The 13,919-nt window shown below is 70.3% G+C and carries 14 protein-coding genes; 7 read left to right on the top strand and 7 right to left on the bottom strand.

The window, feature by feature from the left end; translation table 11 throughout:
* Positions 1-232: 232 nt before the first annotated feature.
* Positions 233-934 (top strand): hypothetical protein, encoded by a 702-nt coding sequence (locus ACRARE_RS08875; RefSeq protein WP_432656071.1) that lies wholly within the window; start codon positions 233-235, stop codon positions 932-934.
* Positions 935-1,027: 93 nt separating this feature from the next.
* Here ACRARE_RS08875 and ACRARE_RS08870 read toward each other — a convergent pair whose 3' ends face one another.
* From ACRARE_RS08870 to ACRARE_RS08855, 4 genes are all read right to left on the bottom strand, one after another.
* On the bottom strand, positions 1,028-2,119 hold the full coding sequence (locus tag ACRARE_RS08870; protein ID WP_432656070.1) for a metallophosphoesterase family protein: 1,092 nt from the start codon (positions 2,117-2,119) through the stop codon (positions 1,028-1,030).
* A 79-nt stretch (positions 2,120-2,198) separates the two neighbouring features.
* Entirely contained in the window at positions 2,199-2,708 is a 510-nt protein-coding gene (locus ACRARE_RS08865; RefSeq protein WP_432656069.1) for a helix-turn-helix transcriptional regulator, read from the bottom strand.
* Positions 2,705-3,352 carry a cytochrome b/b6 domain-containing protein gene (locus ACRARE_RS08860; RefSeq protein ID WP_432656068.1) on the bottom strand — a complete coding sequence of 216 codons (648 nt, stop codon included), beginning with the start codon at positions 3,350-3,352 and terminating at the stop codon, positions 2,705-2,707. The genes ACRARE_RS08865 and ACRARE_RS08860 overlap by 4 nt, the downstream gene beginning before the upstream one ends.
* Positions 3,345-3,602, bottom strand: coding sequence for a PepSY domain-containing protein (locus tag ACRARE_RS08855; RefSeq protein WP_432656067.1), 258 nt, complete (start codon positions 3,600-3,602; stop codon positions 3,345-3,347). Before ACRARE_RS08855 ends, ACRARE_RS08860 begins: the two co-directional genes overlap by 8 nt.
* A gap of 278 nt (positions 3,603-3,880) precedes the next feature.
* Here ACRARE_RS08855 and ACRARE_RS08850 point away from each other — a divergent pair, with 278 nt between their 5' ends.
* The 4 genes from ACRARE_RS08850 to ACRARE_RS08835 all read left to right on the top strand — a co-directional run bounded on the left by ACRARE_RS08850 (position 3,881) and on the right by ACRARE_RS08835 (position 6,952).
* The gene (locus ACRARE_RS08850) at positions 3,881-4,768 is read left to right on the top strand and encodes a LysR family transcriptional regulator (protein WP_432656066.1); all 888 of its coding nucleotides are present in this window, start codon (positions 3,881-3,883) and stop codon (positions 4,766-4,768) included.
* A 108-nt stretch (positions 4,769-4,876) separates the two neighbouring features.
* On the top strand, positions 4,877-5,500 hold the full coding sequence (wrbA, locus tag ACRARE_RS08845; protein ID WP_432656065.1) for an NAD(P)H:quinone oxidoreductase: 624 nt from the start codon (positions 4,877-4,879) through the stop codon (positions 5,498-5,500).
* Positions 5,501-5,566: 66 nt separating this feature from the next.
* Positions 5,567-6,448: an EamA family transporter gene (locus ACRARE_RS08840; protein ID WP_432656064.1), complete on the top strand. Its 882-nt coding sequence runs from the start codon at positions 5,567-5,569 to the stop codon at positions 6,446-6,448.
* 33 nt (positions 6,449-6,481) lie between these two features.
* Positions 6,482-6,952, top strand: a complete 471-nt coding sequence (locus ACRARE_RS08835; protein WP_432656063.1) for a VOC family protein — start codon at positions 6,482-6,484, stop codon at positions 6,950-6,952.
* Positions 6,953-7,049: 97 nt separating this feature from the next.
* Here ACRARE_RS08835 and ACRARE_RS08830 read toward each other — a convergent pair whose 3' ends face one another.
* Both ACRARE_RS08830 and ACRARE_RS08825 read right to left on the bottom strand, forming a co-directional pair.
* Entirely contained in the window at positions 7,050-7,484 is a 435-nt protein-coding gene (locus ACRARE_RS08830) for a response regulator (RefSeq protein ID WP_432656062.1), read from the bottom strand.
* Complete coding sequence (locus tag ACRARE_RS08825; protein ID WP_432656061.1) at positions 7,481-9,793, bottom strand: ATP-binding protein; 2,313 nt, start codon at positions 9,791-9,793, stop codon at positions 7,481-7,483. Before ACRARE_RS08825 ends, ACRARE_RS08830 begins: the two co-directional genes overlap by 4 nt.
* 254 nt (positions 9,794-10,047) lie before the next feature.
* Here ACRARE_RS08825 and ACRARE_RS08820 point away from each other — a divergent pair, with 254 nt between their 5' ends.
* Positions 10,048-12,291: a sensor histidine kinase gene (locus ACRARE_RS08820; protein WP_432656060.1), complete on the top strand. Its 2,244-nt coding sequence runs from the start codon at positions 10,048-10,050 to the stop codon at positions 12,289-12,291.
* 21 nt (positions 12,292-12,312) lie between these two features.
* Here ACRARE_RS08820 and ACRARE_RS08815 read toward each other — a convergent pair whose 3' ends face one another.
* Positions 12,313-12,954: a LuxR C-terminal-related transcriptional regulator gene (locus ACRARE_RS08815; protein ID WP_432656059.1), complete on the bottom strand. Its 642-nt coding sequence runs from the start codon at positions 12,952-12,954 to the stop codon at positions 12,313-12,315.
* Positions 12,955-13,139: 185 nt separating this feature from the next.
* Here ACRARE_RS08815 and ACRARE_RS08810 point away from each other — a divergent pair, with 185 nt between their 5' ends.
* The gene (locus tag ACRARE_RS08810; protein WP_432656058.1) at positions 13,140-13,919 is read left to right on the top strand and encodes a hypothetical protein; all 780 of its coding nucleotides are present in this window, start codon (positions 13,140-13,142) and stop codon (positions 13,917-13,919) included.

Raw genomic sequence — 13,919 nt, 5'->3', positions numbered from 1 at the left:
CGTCCCGCGCCGCACAGGGCAAGCCATGCAACAGGGTGGTCACGCAAACGTCACCGCCCCGGGGCCCCCGGGCGGCGCGATCCGGGGCGGAGGGCGCGGTTCCGATCCGCGCGGGGCCTCGGGCCGGGGCTGTCGCTGTTGCGCAAGACCGGCGCGCCTCCCTTGACCGGGGGAGGGACGGCGGCCCCGCCGCTGGCTATGCCAAAGCGGCATTTGGACAAAGGATTGCATCATGAAACACGCATTTCGGGGCGCGCCGGTACTGGCGCTCGGGCTTGTGATGACCCTGGGCGGTTGCCTGGGGTCGGGATCCGGCGGCGGTGGCGGCGGCAATGGCGGCGGTGGTGGTGGCGGCGGCGGCGGGTCCGCCGCTTTTGAGGACGCCTATGACGAGGTGGTCGCGCGCACCCTGACCTCGGACATGCCGACCGAGATCGAAGCCACCTACCAGGGCCAGTTCAAGGTCGGCGCCTCTGGCAATGCCGACCTGCTGGGCGGCGCCAACGCCTCGGACCTGGAAATCCTGGGCGATCTGACGCTTGAGGTCGACTGGAGCGTCGGCAGCAACGATCCCTTCAGCGGCACGGCCTCGAACATGGTCGCCACCGATGTGGCCTCGGGCAACAGCACCCAGCTGAACGGCACGCTGAACGTCGCCCCCGGGCAGTTGAACCAGATCACCCGGACGACCATTCCGGCGATCCCCGGGCTGAGCCCCGAGGTCCACAGCGGCAGCATGAACGTCACCCTGGGGGGCGATGTCGAGAATGACGGCGACGAGGGCCGCGTCTACGTGGTGCTGAACGGCCAGTTCTATGGTTCGGAAGGCGAGGCGATGGTCGGCGGCGTGTCCGGCGGGATCAACGACATGGACAACCCCGACCAGCAGATCTTCGACGCGCCGATCAACGGCACCTTCTACGCGTCGCAATAAGCCTGGCGGGCGGCCGGCCTGTCCGGTGGCCCGTTCACTGCGCACAGAACGACGACGGCGGGCCGGGGGGCAGTTCCCCGGCCCGTCGCCTTGTCACGGGCGCGCGGCCAGGGCCGCGTGGCGCTCGGGCGCGGGGCCGCGGGCCCGGCAGGGGATCTGCCCGCTGTCCAGCGCCGCGCCATCGGGGGCGCGCAGGAAATCCCAGCTCAGGGCGTCTTCCTGCAAGGTGATCTCCAGCAGGCCCGGCGCGCCAAAGATCGCCCGGGCGGTGGTCGGCGCCAGGGGGGCGGGGCCGCTGGTCTCTCCGCCCACGCCGATGGTGAAGCCGACCAACCCGTCGCGGGCGGGCTGGCCCTCGGGATCCAGGGGCAGGGTGCGTTCGTAGAAATGATTGTGCCCGTTCAGCACCGCCGTGGCCCCGGCCCGGTCCAGACGGGCGAAGAGGGCGCGGGCGGCCTCGCTGTGCACCCGTTCGCGCAGCGACCAGGCGGGTTTGTGGAAATAGGCCAGCACGCAGGCCTCTGGGGCGGCGGCCAGCTGGGCCTCGAGCCAGTCAGCCTGGGCCGAGCCGGGGGCGGCATCGGTTTCGCTGTTCAGCGACAGCAGCAGCCAGTTCTGCCAGCGCACCGCGTAATAGCCCTCCTGGCCGGCCCCGGCCTGCTGGCGCCAGTAGTCATAATAGCCGGTGGCCTGGATGGTGCGGTAATCGTGGTTGCCCGGGGTCGGCAACATGCGCGGCACCAGGGCGCCCCACAGCGGATCGAAACAGGTCTCGTATTCGGTCGTGGTGCCCCGGTGATAGGCCAGATCGCCCAGCCCCAGCACCAGCGCCCCCGGCGTGGCGGCGGCCAGGGTGGCGGTGTCTCGGGCCAGGCTGGCGCTGTCGTCGCTCGCGATCGGCAGGCCCAGATCGCCGGTCAGAGCGGGCCAGAACTGGCCCAGGGCATCGTGGCGGGCGCATTCGGCCACATCCCCGGCGGCCAGCAGCGTCAGCGCTGCCGGGTCGTGGGCCAGCCCGTCCAGCAGGGCCTGCGGCGGCGCCCGGTCCGCGCGGGTCACCGGGGCCGGGGCGAGGGCGGCGCGCAGCCGGTCGGCGCCGTAGCGAAAGATCTGTGCCTCGCCCAGGGTCAGCAAAAGCAGCAGGGCAAAGAGCCCCCCCAGGGTTCTCAGGATCAGGCGTTTCATCATCGGGTCTTTCAAATGGCTTCGGGGCTGACCGGCCCCGGTCAGTCGGGGCGGGTCAGGAGGCGCGCGGGCGCGACTGTCAGGCCGAGGGGGCGGCGGGTTGCAGCAGGTCCTCGACGAACCACGAGGCGAACTGCGCCCGGCCCGAGACACCGGCCTTGGCATAGATCCGGGTCAGCTGGGCGCGCACGGTGCCGGGGGCGGCGCCGCGGATCTCGGCGATCTGGGCCACGTCGAGGCCCTTCAGCGCCAAGAGACCCACGTCGCGTTCCGCGGGCGTCAGGCCCCAGCGGTCGAACTGCGCCTCGATCACCTCGGCCAGCGAGCCGCGCGCCGTGTCCAGCGCCTGTTCCTGGGCCCGCATCCGGGCCAGGGCCTGGCGCAGCTGCCAGATGCCCATCAGAACCCCCAGGATCAGGGCCAGGGCGACCAGGCTCTCGAAGACGCTGTGCGGCGCGCCGGGATCCTCCAGCAGGTCGGCCACCGCATCGCCGACGAAGAAGATCGCGGCGGTGGCCTGCAACAGCAGGATCAGGGCCATGACGGCGGATTGCCGTCTTTCGTCGCGGGCGCCTCCGTCGCGGATCATCGGCGGCGGGACCCGGTCAGCATCGGTCGGACAAGGTTGCGCCCCAGCACGCGGCTTTCAAAGGCGACGCCCGCGACATGCAGGGCGGCCAGCAGCAGCAGCAGGTTGGCAAACACCTCGTGGACCTCTTCGGCGGCTTCGCTCAGGCCCTCATTGTCGTCCTCCGTGCTGGCCTTTGCAAGAACCGACCAGTCGCCTGCGGCGACGGCGGCCTTCTCCTCGGCGATGGTGACGGGGCTGCGGGCATCGGTCATTACCAGCCCGGTCAGCACCACGATCCCCAGTGAGGCCCAAAGGGCATAGACCATCAGCGCCCCGGCCGGGTTATGCGAGGGATGTTCGCGCACCCGGCCGCGCAACAGGTCGCGCAGATGCGCCAGCGCCGCCCGGGGGGCGGGGGGAAAGGCGCTGAACCGGGCCTCGGCGGGGCCGATCAACCCCCAGGCCAGGCGGGTGGCCAGCAGGGCCATCACCATCCAGCCCAGCCAGATATGCACCGTGCCCCCGGGCTTCAGCAAAAGCCCGTTCAGCAGCACCGCCAGCGCCACCAGCCAGTGGGTGATGCGGACCAGCGGATCCCAGGGATCGGGGGGCGTCCCCTTGGCGGCGCGCCCCGTCTCCCGCCTTTGCGCGGGCTCAGTCATCGGCCTTCACCTGGGCCACGGCGCCGCTTTGCGGGTCGATGTAGATTTCCCACCTGGCGCCGGCGGCGTCGTGGCACTTGGCCTCGATCTTGCCGTCCTCGGCTTCGAATTTCGGGCCCATGCAGCCCGCAGCCTCTAGCGCGGTGGTGGCGGTGGCGGGATCGGTGCCGATCTGGTCGCCGACGGCCGGAAGGGCAGAGGCGGCCAGGGGCGCGGCGAGGCAAAGGGCGGTGGTCAGGATCAGTTTCATGGATCGTGTCTCCTCTCGGGGGACCCGGGCACAGCACCCGGGGCTGGGGCGACATTGGCCCCGGCCCGGCGCCTGGGTCGATTGCAGCGCCGCTGACGCAGGGGCGCATAAGCGCGCGCTTACGGCCGGTTTTCGCCGGTTTCTCAGGGGTGAGAGCCAACGGGCCGCCCGGGGGGCGAATGTCCCGCCCCGGGGATTTCCCCTGCGCCATTCTGGCCATTCGCCCCGTTCCATGCGCATCATGGCGTGGCAAACCTCTGCCGCCGGGACAGGCCCCTATGGACAAGCTTTCCGTCATGCACGCCTTCCGCCGCATCGTAGATCGCGGCAGCTTTGCCCGCGCGGCCGAGGATCTGGGGGTCTCGCCCGCGCTGCTCAGCCGCGAGGTCCGCCTGCTGGAAGAAAGCCTGGGCACCAGCCTGCTGTCGCGCACCACCCGGTCGATGGCCCTGACCGAGGCCGGGCAGCAATATTACGACGAGGTTTCGGGAATCCTGGAAGCGGTCGGCGCGGTCGAGGCGCGGATCCGCGAGGGGGCGGGGGCGGTGCGCGGCCACCTGAAGGTCAACGCGCCCAGCTCTTTCGGCCAGGTGGTGATCGCGCCGATGCTGCCGGCTTTCCTGCGGGCCTATCCCGATCTGCGCGTCTCGCTTAGCCTGGATGACCGGGTGCTGGACATGGTCGAGGGCGGCTTTGACGTGTCGATCCGGGTGCGCCCCTCACTGCCCGACACCGCGCTGCGGGTGCGCCGCATCGGCGCCATGCGGCAGGGGATCTTTGCCGCGCCCGCCTATCTGGCCCGTGCGGGTACGCCGCAAACCCCAAAGGACCTGACCGCGCATCGCATCATCGGCTTCCTGCTGGCCGAACATCTGACCACCTGGGCGCTGGAGGGGCCGGGCGCGCCGGTGCGGATCGAGCTGGACCCGCCCGTGCGCGTCGGCAACAGCATGGCGCTGCGCGATCTGCTGATCGCGGGCGAGGGGCTGGGGACCCTGCCGGATTTCCTGTCGGACGGGCCGGTGGCGGCGGGAGATCTGGTGCCGGTCCTGCCCGACTGGACGCTGCCTGTGCCGGGGATCTACGCGCTCAGCGCCTCGCGCCTGGGGATGGAGGCCAAGGTCACCGCCTTCCTCGACCATCTGCGCCGGGCGCTGCGGCCCTGACATTCTTCAACCGGGGTAAAGAGTGAAATGCGTTTGCCCCGCTTTCCCGGCCCGCCCGATCCGGGGCATCTGGGGGCAGATCCCCTGTAACGGCCAGGAGGCCCCCCGATGACCCGCGTTCTTGTTCTTTACTATTCCAGCTACGGCCATGTCCGCGCCCTGGCGCAGGCCGAGGCCGAGGGCGCCCGCAGCGTGGCAGGCACGCAAGTAGACCTGCGCCGCGTCCCCGAGACCCTGCCCGAAGAGATCCGTCGCAAGGCCGGTTTCGCCGCGGATGACACGGCCCTGGCCAGTCCCGCCGACCTCGAGGCCTATGACGGGATCCTGCTCGGCACGCCGACCCTTTTCGGGATGATGGCGGGGCAGATGAAATCCTTCCTCGACCAGGCCGGGGGCCTCTGGGCGCGCAATGCCCTGGTCGGCAAGGTGGCGGGGGTCTTTGCCTCGACCGGCTCGCAACACGGCGGGCACGAGGCGACCTTGCTGTCTTCCCAGATCCCGCTTCAGCATTTCGGAATGCTGATCGCCGGGATGCCCTATACCTTCGCGGGCCAGACCGGCGCCGCAGAGATCCTGGGCGGCGCCCCCTATGGCGCCGGCACGATCGCGGGCGCCGATGGCAGCCGCGCGCCCACCGAGACCGAGCTGAGCGGGGCGCGTTTCCAGGGCGCCCATGTGGCGCGGATCGCCGCCCGGCTGGCCGGGGCCGACCTGGCCCGCGCCGCCGCCTAGGCGCCGCCGCTATCGCAGTAAACCCGGGCGCCGTCGCCGCCCGGTTCAACCTTCGGAAAGACCCCCATGTCCCGCAGCACCGACATCTTCCTGACCGCCCTGGCCCCCGTGGTCTGGGGCAGCACCTATCTGGTCACCACCGAAACCCTGCCCGCGGGCTATCCGGTCACCATGGCGGCGCTGCGCGCCCTGCCGGCGGGGCTGTTGCTGCTGGCGCTGACCGGCGGGCCGCCGCCGCGCGCCTGGCTGGGGCGGGTCATGGTGCTGGGGGCCTTCAACTTTGCCCTCTTCTGGGCGCTGCTCTTCGTTGCCGCCTACCGGCTGCCCGGCGGGGTGGCGGCGACCCTGGGCGCGATGCAGACGATGATGGTCATCGTGATGGCACGCGGCTGGCTGGGCACGCCGATCCGGGGCGCCGCCGTGGCCGCTGCCGCCTCTGGCGTGCTGGGGGTGGCGCTGCTGCTGCTTGGCCCCGAGGCGGCGCTGGATCCCTGGGGCGTGGCGGCGGGGCTGGGGGCGGCGGCCTCGATGGCGGCGGGCACCGTCCTCAGCCGCAAATGGCAACCGCCGGTTTCGGCGCTGCGGTTCACCGCCTGGCAGCTGACGGCGGGCGGGGTGATCCTGCTGCCCTCGGCGCTGCTGCTGGAGCCGCCCTTGCCGGGTCTCAGCGCGCTGAACCTGGCGGGGCTGGCCTGGCTGGGCCTGATCGGTGCCGCGGCCACCTATGCGCTGTGGTTCCGGGGGCTGGCGCGTCTCGAACCCGGGGCCGTGTCGATGCTGGGCATGATGAGCCCGGTCACCGCCGTCCTGCTGGGCTGGGGGGTACTGGGTCAGGCCCTGACGCCGGTGCAGGGGCTGGGGGCGGTGATCGTGCTGGCCTCGGTCTGGGCCGGGCAGCGGGCCAACCGGCCGCGCCCGGCGCCCGGCGCGGCGATCCGCCCCGCCTGATCCCCGAACGCCTTGCAGAAAGGAGACGACAAGATGACGACCCGAGGTTTCACCGTCCGCGCCTTGGGCGAGATTGCCATCCGCTGCATCGACTATCCCGCGATGGTGGCCTTCTATCGCGACGTGATCGGCCTGGCGCCGATGCGCGACCCCGAGGCGGCCCCGATCGCCTTTTTCCGCATCGCCGAGGGGTTCGGGGGCCATACCGCCGTGCTGGCCCTGTTCCGCCACGAGACCCCGGGCGCCGGACAGACCGGGGCCAGCGCCACGCCGCCGGCCACCGGGCCGGGCTCCTCGCTGCATCATATCGCCCTGACGGTGCCCTGGGAAGAACAGGAGGCGGTGATGGCCTGGTATCGCCAGCTTGGGCACGACTTCAGCGTCGAGACCTTCGACTGGGTCGGATGGCGCGGGATCTTTACCTTCGATCCCGACGGCAACACCGTGGAGCTGGTGGCGCGCGATCCCGAGTGGCGCGATCCGGCGGCGGGCGAGGACGTATAGGGGCGGGCACATGCCACCAATGCCAGGCCCGTCCCGCTGATCCCGCGAGGGCAGGGGCGCCGGTCCGGCCCTGTGGCGCCCACCCGTGACGCGGGCCCTAGCTCTGACCCTCGCCCGGGGGCGCAGCCCAGTGGTCGCTCTCCAGCCGCCTGTCGGCCTCCTGCACGATCTCGACCGTCAGGGGCTTGCTGATGAACTCTTTCACCACTTCATAGCTTTCCGCGCGACGCCGGTCCGCCGGGTCAAGCGAGGTCGTCAGCATCGCCACCACCACGCGCGCAAAGCCGCGACCGTGGTCGGCGATGGCCGCTTCGAGGAACTCGAACCCGTTCATGCGCGGCATGTTGATGTCGAGAAAGATCAGGTCGACCGGCCGGTCGGGCTGGCCTTTCAGCACTTCCAGTGCGTCTTCGGCGAAGGTGAAGACCTGCACCTGCCAATCGACCGAGGCACGAGCGATGATGCGTTTGTAAAGCCGCTGGTCGATCTCGTTGTCGTCGATCAGCCAGACCAGTTTGGGCGTGGGTGTCATGGCGGGCCTCCGGGAAAGGTCAGGGTGAATGCGGTGCCGCCGTCGATCCCCGGGCCGATGCGGATATCGCCCCCATGTTTCGACATGACGCGTTTGCAGATCGTCAGGCCCAGGCCCGTCCCCTCGTAGGTGGTCTGGTCATGCAGGCGCTGGAACAGGCCAAAGACCTTGTGGCGGTGCTGTTCGGGAATGCCGATACCGTTGTCGGCCAGGGTGATGCTGACCCCCTCGGGTCCGCTGCGGCTGCGCAGGGTGATGCGCGGGGCGCGGTCGGGGCGGCGGAATTTCACCGCGTTGGAAATCAGGTTCTGGAACAGCATCCGCAGCTGCATCCGGTTGCCCCGGATCACCGGCAACCTGCCGATCTCCAGCCGGGCGCCGGCCGGGTCGATGGCGCTTTTCAGGTCGCCGCAGATCCCCTCGACAAGCGCCGTCAGATCGACCTCTTCGATGGCCATCTCCTCGCCGACGAGGCGCGAATAGGTCAGCACGTCATCGACCAGCTGGCGCATGTGGTTGTTGGTGCGGGCCATGTCCGCCAGCAGGTCCCGGGCCTCGGCGTCCAGGCCGCCTTCTTCGGCCAGCACGTCGATCAGCAGGCCGATGGTATTGGCGGGCGATTTCAGATCGTGCGAGATCGCATAGGTGAATTCCGCCTGTTCGCGGTTGGCCTGTTCCAGCTGCCGCACCAGCGCCGTCAGCTCGCGGGCATGGGCCTGCTCGCGCAGCAGTTCGCGTTCCTGCTGGGCAAAGGCGCGCTGGCGCTGGCGCTGCCGCTCGCGCAGCTGATAGGCCGTCAGCAGGCAGAGCGAGGCCACCGCCCCGGCCAGCGCATAGTAGAGCCGGGCCGCCGTCCAGAAGACCGGGTCGCTGAAATAGTGCTGGCGCAGGGCGGCATAGTCTTCCGACAGCAGATAGCCGGGGATCACCGCATTCAGCCGCTCGCGCGCGGTGCCCAGGCCAGGGCGCAGGCCGACCACATTGTCGACGGTGAACTCGGGCCCGCCGATCGAGCGGAAGCGCTCGGTCAGGCCTTCCCCGGCCAGGGTATGCCCGACCTCCATGATCGCCGCGATCTCGCCCTGGCGCAGGGCCCGGGCCAGGGCCTCGGCGCTGTCATAGGCGCGCATCTCGGCGGCAAAGCCCCTTTCGCGGGCGATGCTGACGGTGTCGGGAAAGCTGCCCACCCGGGCGCCCGCCAGATCCTGCCAGTCGGTCAGCGCCGTGTCCTCCTCTCGCACCAGGATCTCCAGCTGGGCGCTGTCGATCGGCAGGGTCAGATCCAGCCCCGGGCTCAGCTCGGCCGAGGCCAGCACGAAGGGGATCACGTCGAAATGGCTTGCGGGATCGGGGGTGAAATACCCCTCCAGCGGGACGGGCACGAATTCGAAGCGCAGACTGGCCCGCGCCGCCAGGGTGCGGAACAGATCGGCGGCATAGCCCGAAACGCTGCCATCGGCGCCAAGGATGCCATAGGGCGGGGCATCGGCGATCAGCACGCGCAGCACCTCGGGCTCGGGCGGGGGGACCTCGATCGAGAAGCGGCGGCGCAGATCCTCCAGCACGCCGCGGGCCTCCAGCCGGGCGATGGCGGCATTGACGGCGGGCAGCAGATCGGCGCGGCTTTGGTGCAGGGCGACATGGCGGGTCACCTCGCGCACGGTGCGGCCGCCAAAGGCGATGCGCCCGTCGATGCCCGCGTCGCGCGCCATGCGAAAGACCGCCGGGGGCGGCAGCAGAAGCGCGTCCACCTCGCCGGTCAGCAGGCCAAAGAGCGCGGCCTCGACATTGGCGTAGGGCACGGGCGTGTTGCGGGCCAGTTCGGGGTCCGAGGAGCCGGGGGTGGGCGGCACGATGCCGATGCGTTTTGCGGTGACCGGCCCCTGTTCCAGGAGGCCGATATTCTCGACCAGGGCGGCATAGCGCAGCCGGTCGGTGGCCACCACGTCGGAATAGACATGACTGGCGGCCATGGGCGCGATCCGGGTGATCCCGGCCACGATCTGCGTCCGCCCCGAGACCTGGGCGGCGGTCACCGAGGGCGGATCGGGCACGTCGAGAAAGGCCAGCGGCAGGTCGACCTCGCGGGCGACCTCTTCGGCCAGGGCGGTGAAGAAGCCGCTGCGCCCGCCCTCGGCATCCAGGTACATCAGCGGTGGAATGGGGGTGAAGGGGGCGATCAGCGGCGCGGGCGCGGCCTGTTGCGCCTGCACCGCCAGCGGCAGCAGCAGTAGGCAGGGCAGCAGCGCCCGGATGCGACGGAGGCGGGACAGGGGACATCCGCAGAGGATGGTCGCAACTGATCTCATCGACCTTGCCTTTTGATCTGCCCCGGGCCCCGCCCTGATCCCTTAGCGGGCGAGGGTGAAAATCCCCCTAACGTCGCCCCGCCGCAGGGGGCGCGCGCCCGAGCGGGCCAGGCCACAGGGGCGCGAACGGGGCCTTCCGGCAACACAGGCGGCCCGGTCCGGCGCTGTCTCGCAGGTCAATGCAGAAAGTGCTTTGACCTTCCCTGCGCCTCCGCTAGCTGTTTTAGATCGTTAGTGTTTTTGGAACTTCCCGAATGCGATTGGCGCGTCCCTTCGTGTTGGCGGGCGGAATTACCCTTGCCTGTCTCGCCACGGCCTTTGCTGTCCTCTTCTGGGCGCTGTCGCAGCCGACCCTGGGGCTGGACCTTGCGGTGCCCAGCCAGGGGGCGGGGCTGCGGATCGTGGCGGTGGATCGGCCCGAGCTGGCAGAGCTGGCGGGCGCGCGGCTGCTGGCCATCGCCGCGCCGGGTGGCCCGGATCTGGCCCTGGACCGGCAGACGCTGATCGAAGAACCGGACAAGCTGAACGATGACGCGCTGATCCGTGCCTTCCGCGCCGATCAGGACCGGCTGCGCGCCGTGCTGGCGGGCGAAGTGGCAAAGCTGTTGCTGCAACAGGACGGCCAGACGCGGCGTGAAACGGTGCCTGTGCAACCGGGTCGTCCCTTTGGCGACCTGCCGGCGGGCTTCTGGGCGCAGGTGCTGACCGGGGTTGCGGGGGCGCTGATCGGCGGTTGGATCTGGGCGATGAACCCGCGCCGGGCCAGCCATGTCTTCCTGGCGCTGACCGCCCTTGGCCTTTTCGTTTCGGCCCTGTCGGCGGCGCTTTACAGCAGTCGCGAACTGGCCCTGACAGAGCGCGCCTACGAGGTGCTGGCGCCGCTGAACTCGGTCGGAGCGCTGCTGTTCGGGGGCGGACTGATCGCGCTGTTCCTGACCTATCCGCGCCGCCTGCTGTCGCCCCGGCTGAGCCTGCTGCCGCTGGTCCTGCTGCTGGCGCCGCTTTTGGTCAATGTGCTGACCGGGATCGGAAATCCCGTCATTTTCCTGCATCTGCCCATCGTTCTGGCCCTGACCGGCATCCTGGCGCTGCTGGCCACCCAATGGATCTGCGCCCGGCGCGACCCGCTGGCGCGGGCGGCACTGAAACTGGTCGGGCTGGGGATCGTGGTCGGCGCGGGGGGCTTCGTGCTGACGACGACGCTGCCCGCCCTGGTGGGACGGCAAGAGGCGGTGTCGCAGGCCTTTTCCTTCCCGCTCTTCCTGCTGGTCTTCGCAGGGGTGGCGCTGGCGGTGCGGCGCTACCGCTTCTTCGACCTGGAACGCTGGTCCTTCCGGCTGCTTTACTATGTCGTGGGGGGCATGATCCTGGTGCTGCTGGATGCCTTTCTGGTGTTCTCGGTCTCTTCCGATCACCGGCCGCTGCTGGCGGCGGCGCTGGTGGTTTTCCTGCTGGTCTACCTGCCGCTGCGCGACGCCCTGGCGCGGCTGTTCTTCGCCCGGCGCGGCAAGGCCTTTCCCCTGACCGCCCTGGTGCGCGCCGCCGATGCCATCGCCCTGGCCCGCGATCCGGCCCGGCAAGAGGCGCTGTGGAAGGATCTGCTGGTGGCCGAATTCGCGCCGCTGGCGGTTGAGCCTTGCCCGGGGGCGACCGCGCTGGACGTGCGGATCGAGGAGGAGGGCGCGGCGCTGAGCCTGCCCGCCACGCCGCCGCTGCCCGCCTTCCGGCTGCGCTGGAAGGACCAGGGGCGCAGCCTGTTTTCGCCCGAGGACCGGCGCAAGGCCGAGGATATCCTGGCGATCCTCAAGCAACTGGTCGAGGGGCGCCAGGCCTTCGAGGCGGGCATGTACGAGGAACGCGAGCGGATCGCCCGCGACGTGCATGACAATATCGGCATCCGCCTGACCGCCGCCCTGGGCCAGGCCGAGACGGCCCACAAGGACGATCTGATCCGCGAGACCTTCACCGACATTCGCCGCATCCTGACCCAGGGCCAGGGCGGCGCCGTGCCCATGGCCGATGTGGTGGCCGATCTGCGGGCCGAGCTGGGCGACTATCTGGATGCCCACGGGATCCGATGCCGCTGGCCCTTGCCCGAGTGCGGCGAGGTGGCCCTGTCGGCGGGGGTGGCCCATGCCCTGCGGTCCTTCCTGCGCGAAAGCGTGCATAATGCGGCGCGCCATTCCGGCGCCGATCTGGTGGGCGTCGATCTGCGCCTGGGCGATCAGGGCTTCCGCGTGGCGGTCTGGGACAGTGGTGCGGGGGGCGGCGCGGGCGCCGGGCGCGGCCGGGCCGAGCCGCGGGTGCAATCGCTGATAGGCGAGGGTGGCAACGGCTTGCGTAACCTGCGGCTGCGGGTCTCGGACGTGGGGGGGCGGATGCAGGTCACCCAGGCGCCGGGGCAGGGGTTCCGCATCGAGGCCGACATGCCCTTCGTCGCCCGCCGCGCCGAGCAGGCCGAGCAGGACGCGGGCGCCTCGCGCGCGGCCACCGCCTGACGCCAGGTGCCGCCCCGGCGGCTAGAGCAGCCCCAGGCGGGCGGCGTGGGTGGCCGCCTCGGCCCGGTTCGAGATGCCCAGCTTGCGGTACATGTTCTTGATATGGGTGGCCACGGTGCTGTCGGCCACGCCGATCTGGCGCGCCACCTCGGGGATCCTCATGCCGCGCGCGATCAGCGACAGCACCTCGGTCTCGCGCGCGGTCAGCCGTTCGTCGGCCTCGAAGACCGGGGCGGTGCGGCGGAAATGTTCCATCATGCGGCGGGCGATGGCGGGGGACAGCACCGGCACCCCCTGCACGATCTGGCGCAGGTGGAACTGCCACAGGGCGGGGGCGTCGGTCTTCAGCAGATAGCCCGAGGCCCCGGCGGCCAGGGCGTTGACCACCGCCGCGTCGGTGGCCATGACCGTGGTCACCACGCAGAGGGTTTCGGGCCGTTCCTCGGCGCAGAGGCGCAGGATGGAATAGCCCTCGCCATCGGGAAGGTTCAGATCCACCAGCGCCAGATCCACCGGTTTGTTCCACAGATGCGCCCGCGCGGCGTGCAGGGTCGCGGCCTCGCTGATCTGGGCCTGGGGGAAACAGCCCGCCACCAGCGCCACCAGCGAGGCGCGGGTCTCGGCCTGGTCTTCCAGGATCAGGATGTGGCGAATGTCGTGCATCTGCTTGCGCTGTCCCCTCTGGCGGCGGTCCCGCGCCGCGGTCGTTGCCCGACGATAGTCGGTGCCCGCGCGCCGCTCTCTCCCCTGAACGAAGGATAGGCCGCCCCCGGGTCCATCCGCTAGCGCTTGTTTCGCATTTCAACGAGCGCGGTCGGAAGCGGCGGCGCGAATTTCGGGGCAAATTCATGAGAAAGACGACCATTCATCTGCTGACCGCCTTGTGCCTGAGCACCGCGCTGTCGGGCTGCCTGTCCACCGGTGGCGGCAGCGGCACCACCCAGACTCCGGGCGGTGGCACCGGCGGCGGTACGGGCGGTGGAACTGGCGGTGGCACCGGTGGTGGAACTGGTGGAGGCACAGGCGGCGGGACCGGTGGTGGCACGGGCGGCGGTACTGGTGGCGGTACGGGCGCCACGTTCGACGAGGCGGCCTATCAGGCAAACTATGATCGCGTCCTGGCCATGAGCAACACCTGGCCAGCCCCCGCCAGCGTGCAGGCCAATTACAAGGGCCAGTTCTCGATGCGCGCGCTGGATCCCAGAGCGAACACCTCTAGAGTGGTCTTCGTGCAGGGCGACCTCGATTTCGACCTGGATTACAACCCGGCCACGCCGGGCGGCGCCCAGACCGATGTCTGGTCCGGCGGCACCGAAAACCTGACGGCCAAGACCGTGGTCGGTACGACCGAAACCCCGGTGACGATCGAGGGCGACATGACCCTGATGGCCAATGGTCCGCGCAGCAACAATGCCGTCAACAGTGCCTACCCGCTGGTCCGCCTCAGCACCTATCTGGATGCCTCGGACCTGGTCATTGATGGCCAGGATGTCGAGGGCGAACTGTCGATGACCGGCGATTTCAAGGGCGACAACATGGATGCGGCCACGGTGGGGATGGTCGGCAATGTCGACTTCGGCACGGGCAACACCGACTTCACCGGCACCGGCTATCTCGAGCGTCAGTGA

The sequence above is a fragment of the Pseudooceanicola aquaeponti genome (assembly GCF_050897975.1).
Lineage (GTDB): Bacteria > Pseudomonadota > Alphaproteobacteria > Rhodobacterales > Rhodobacteraceae > Pseudooceanicola.
Note: the sequence above shows the minus strand (reverse complement) of the source record. Positions and strands in the feature narration are given on the sequence as shown.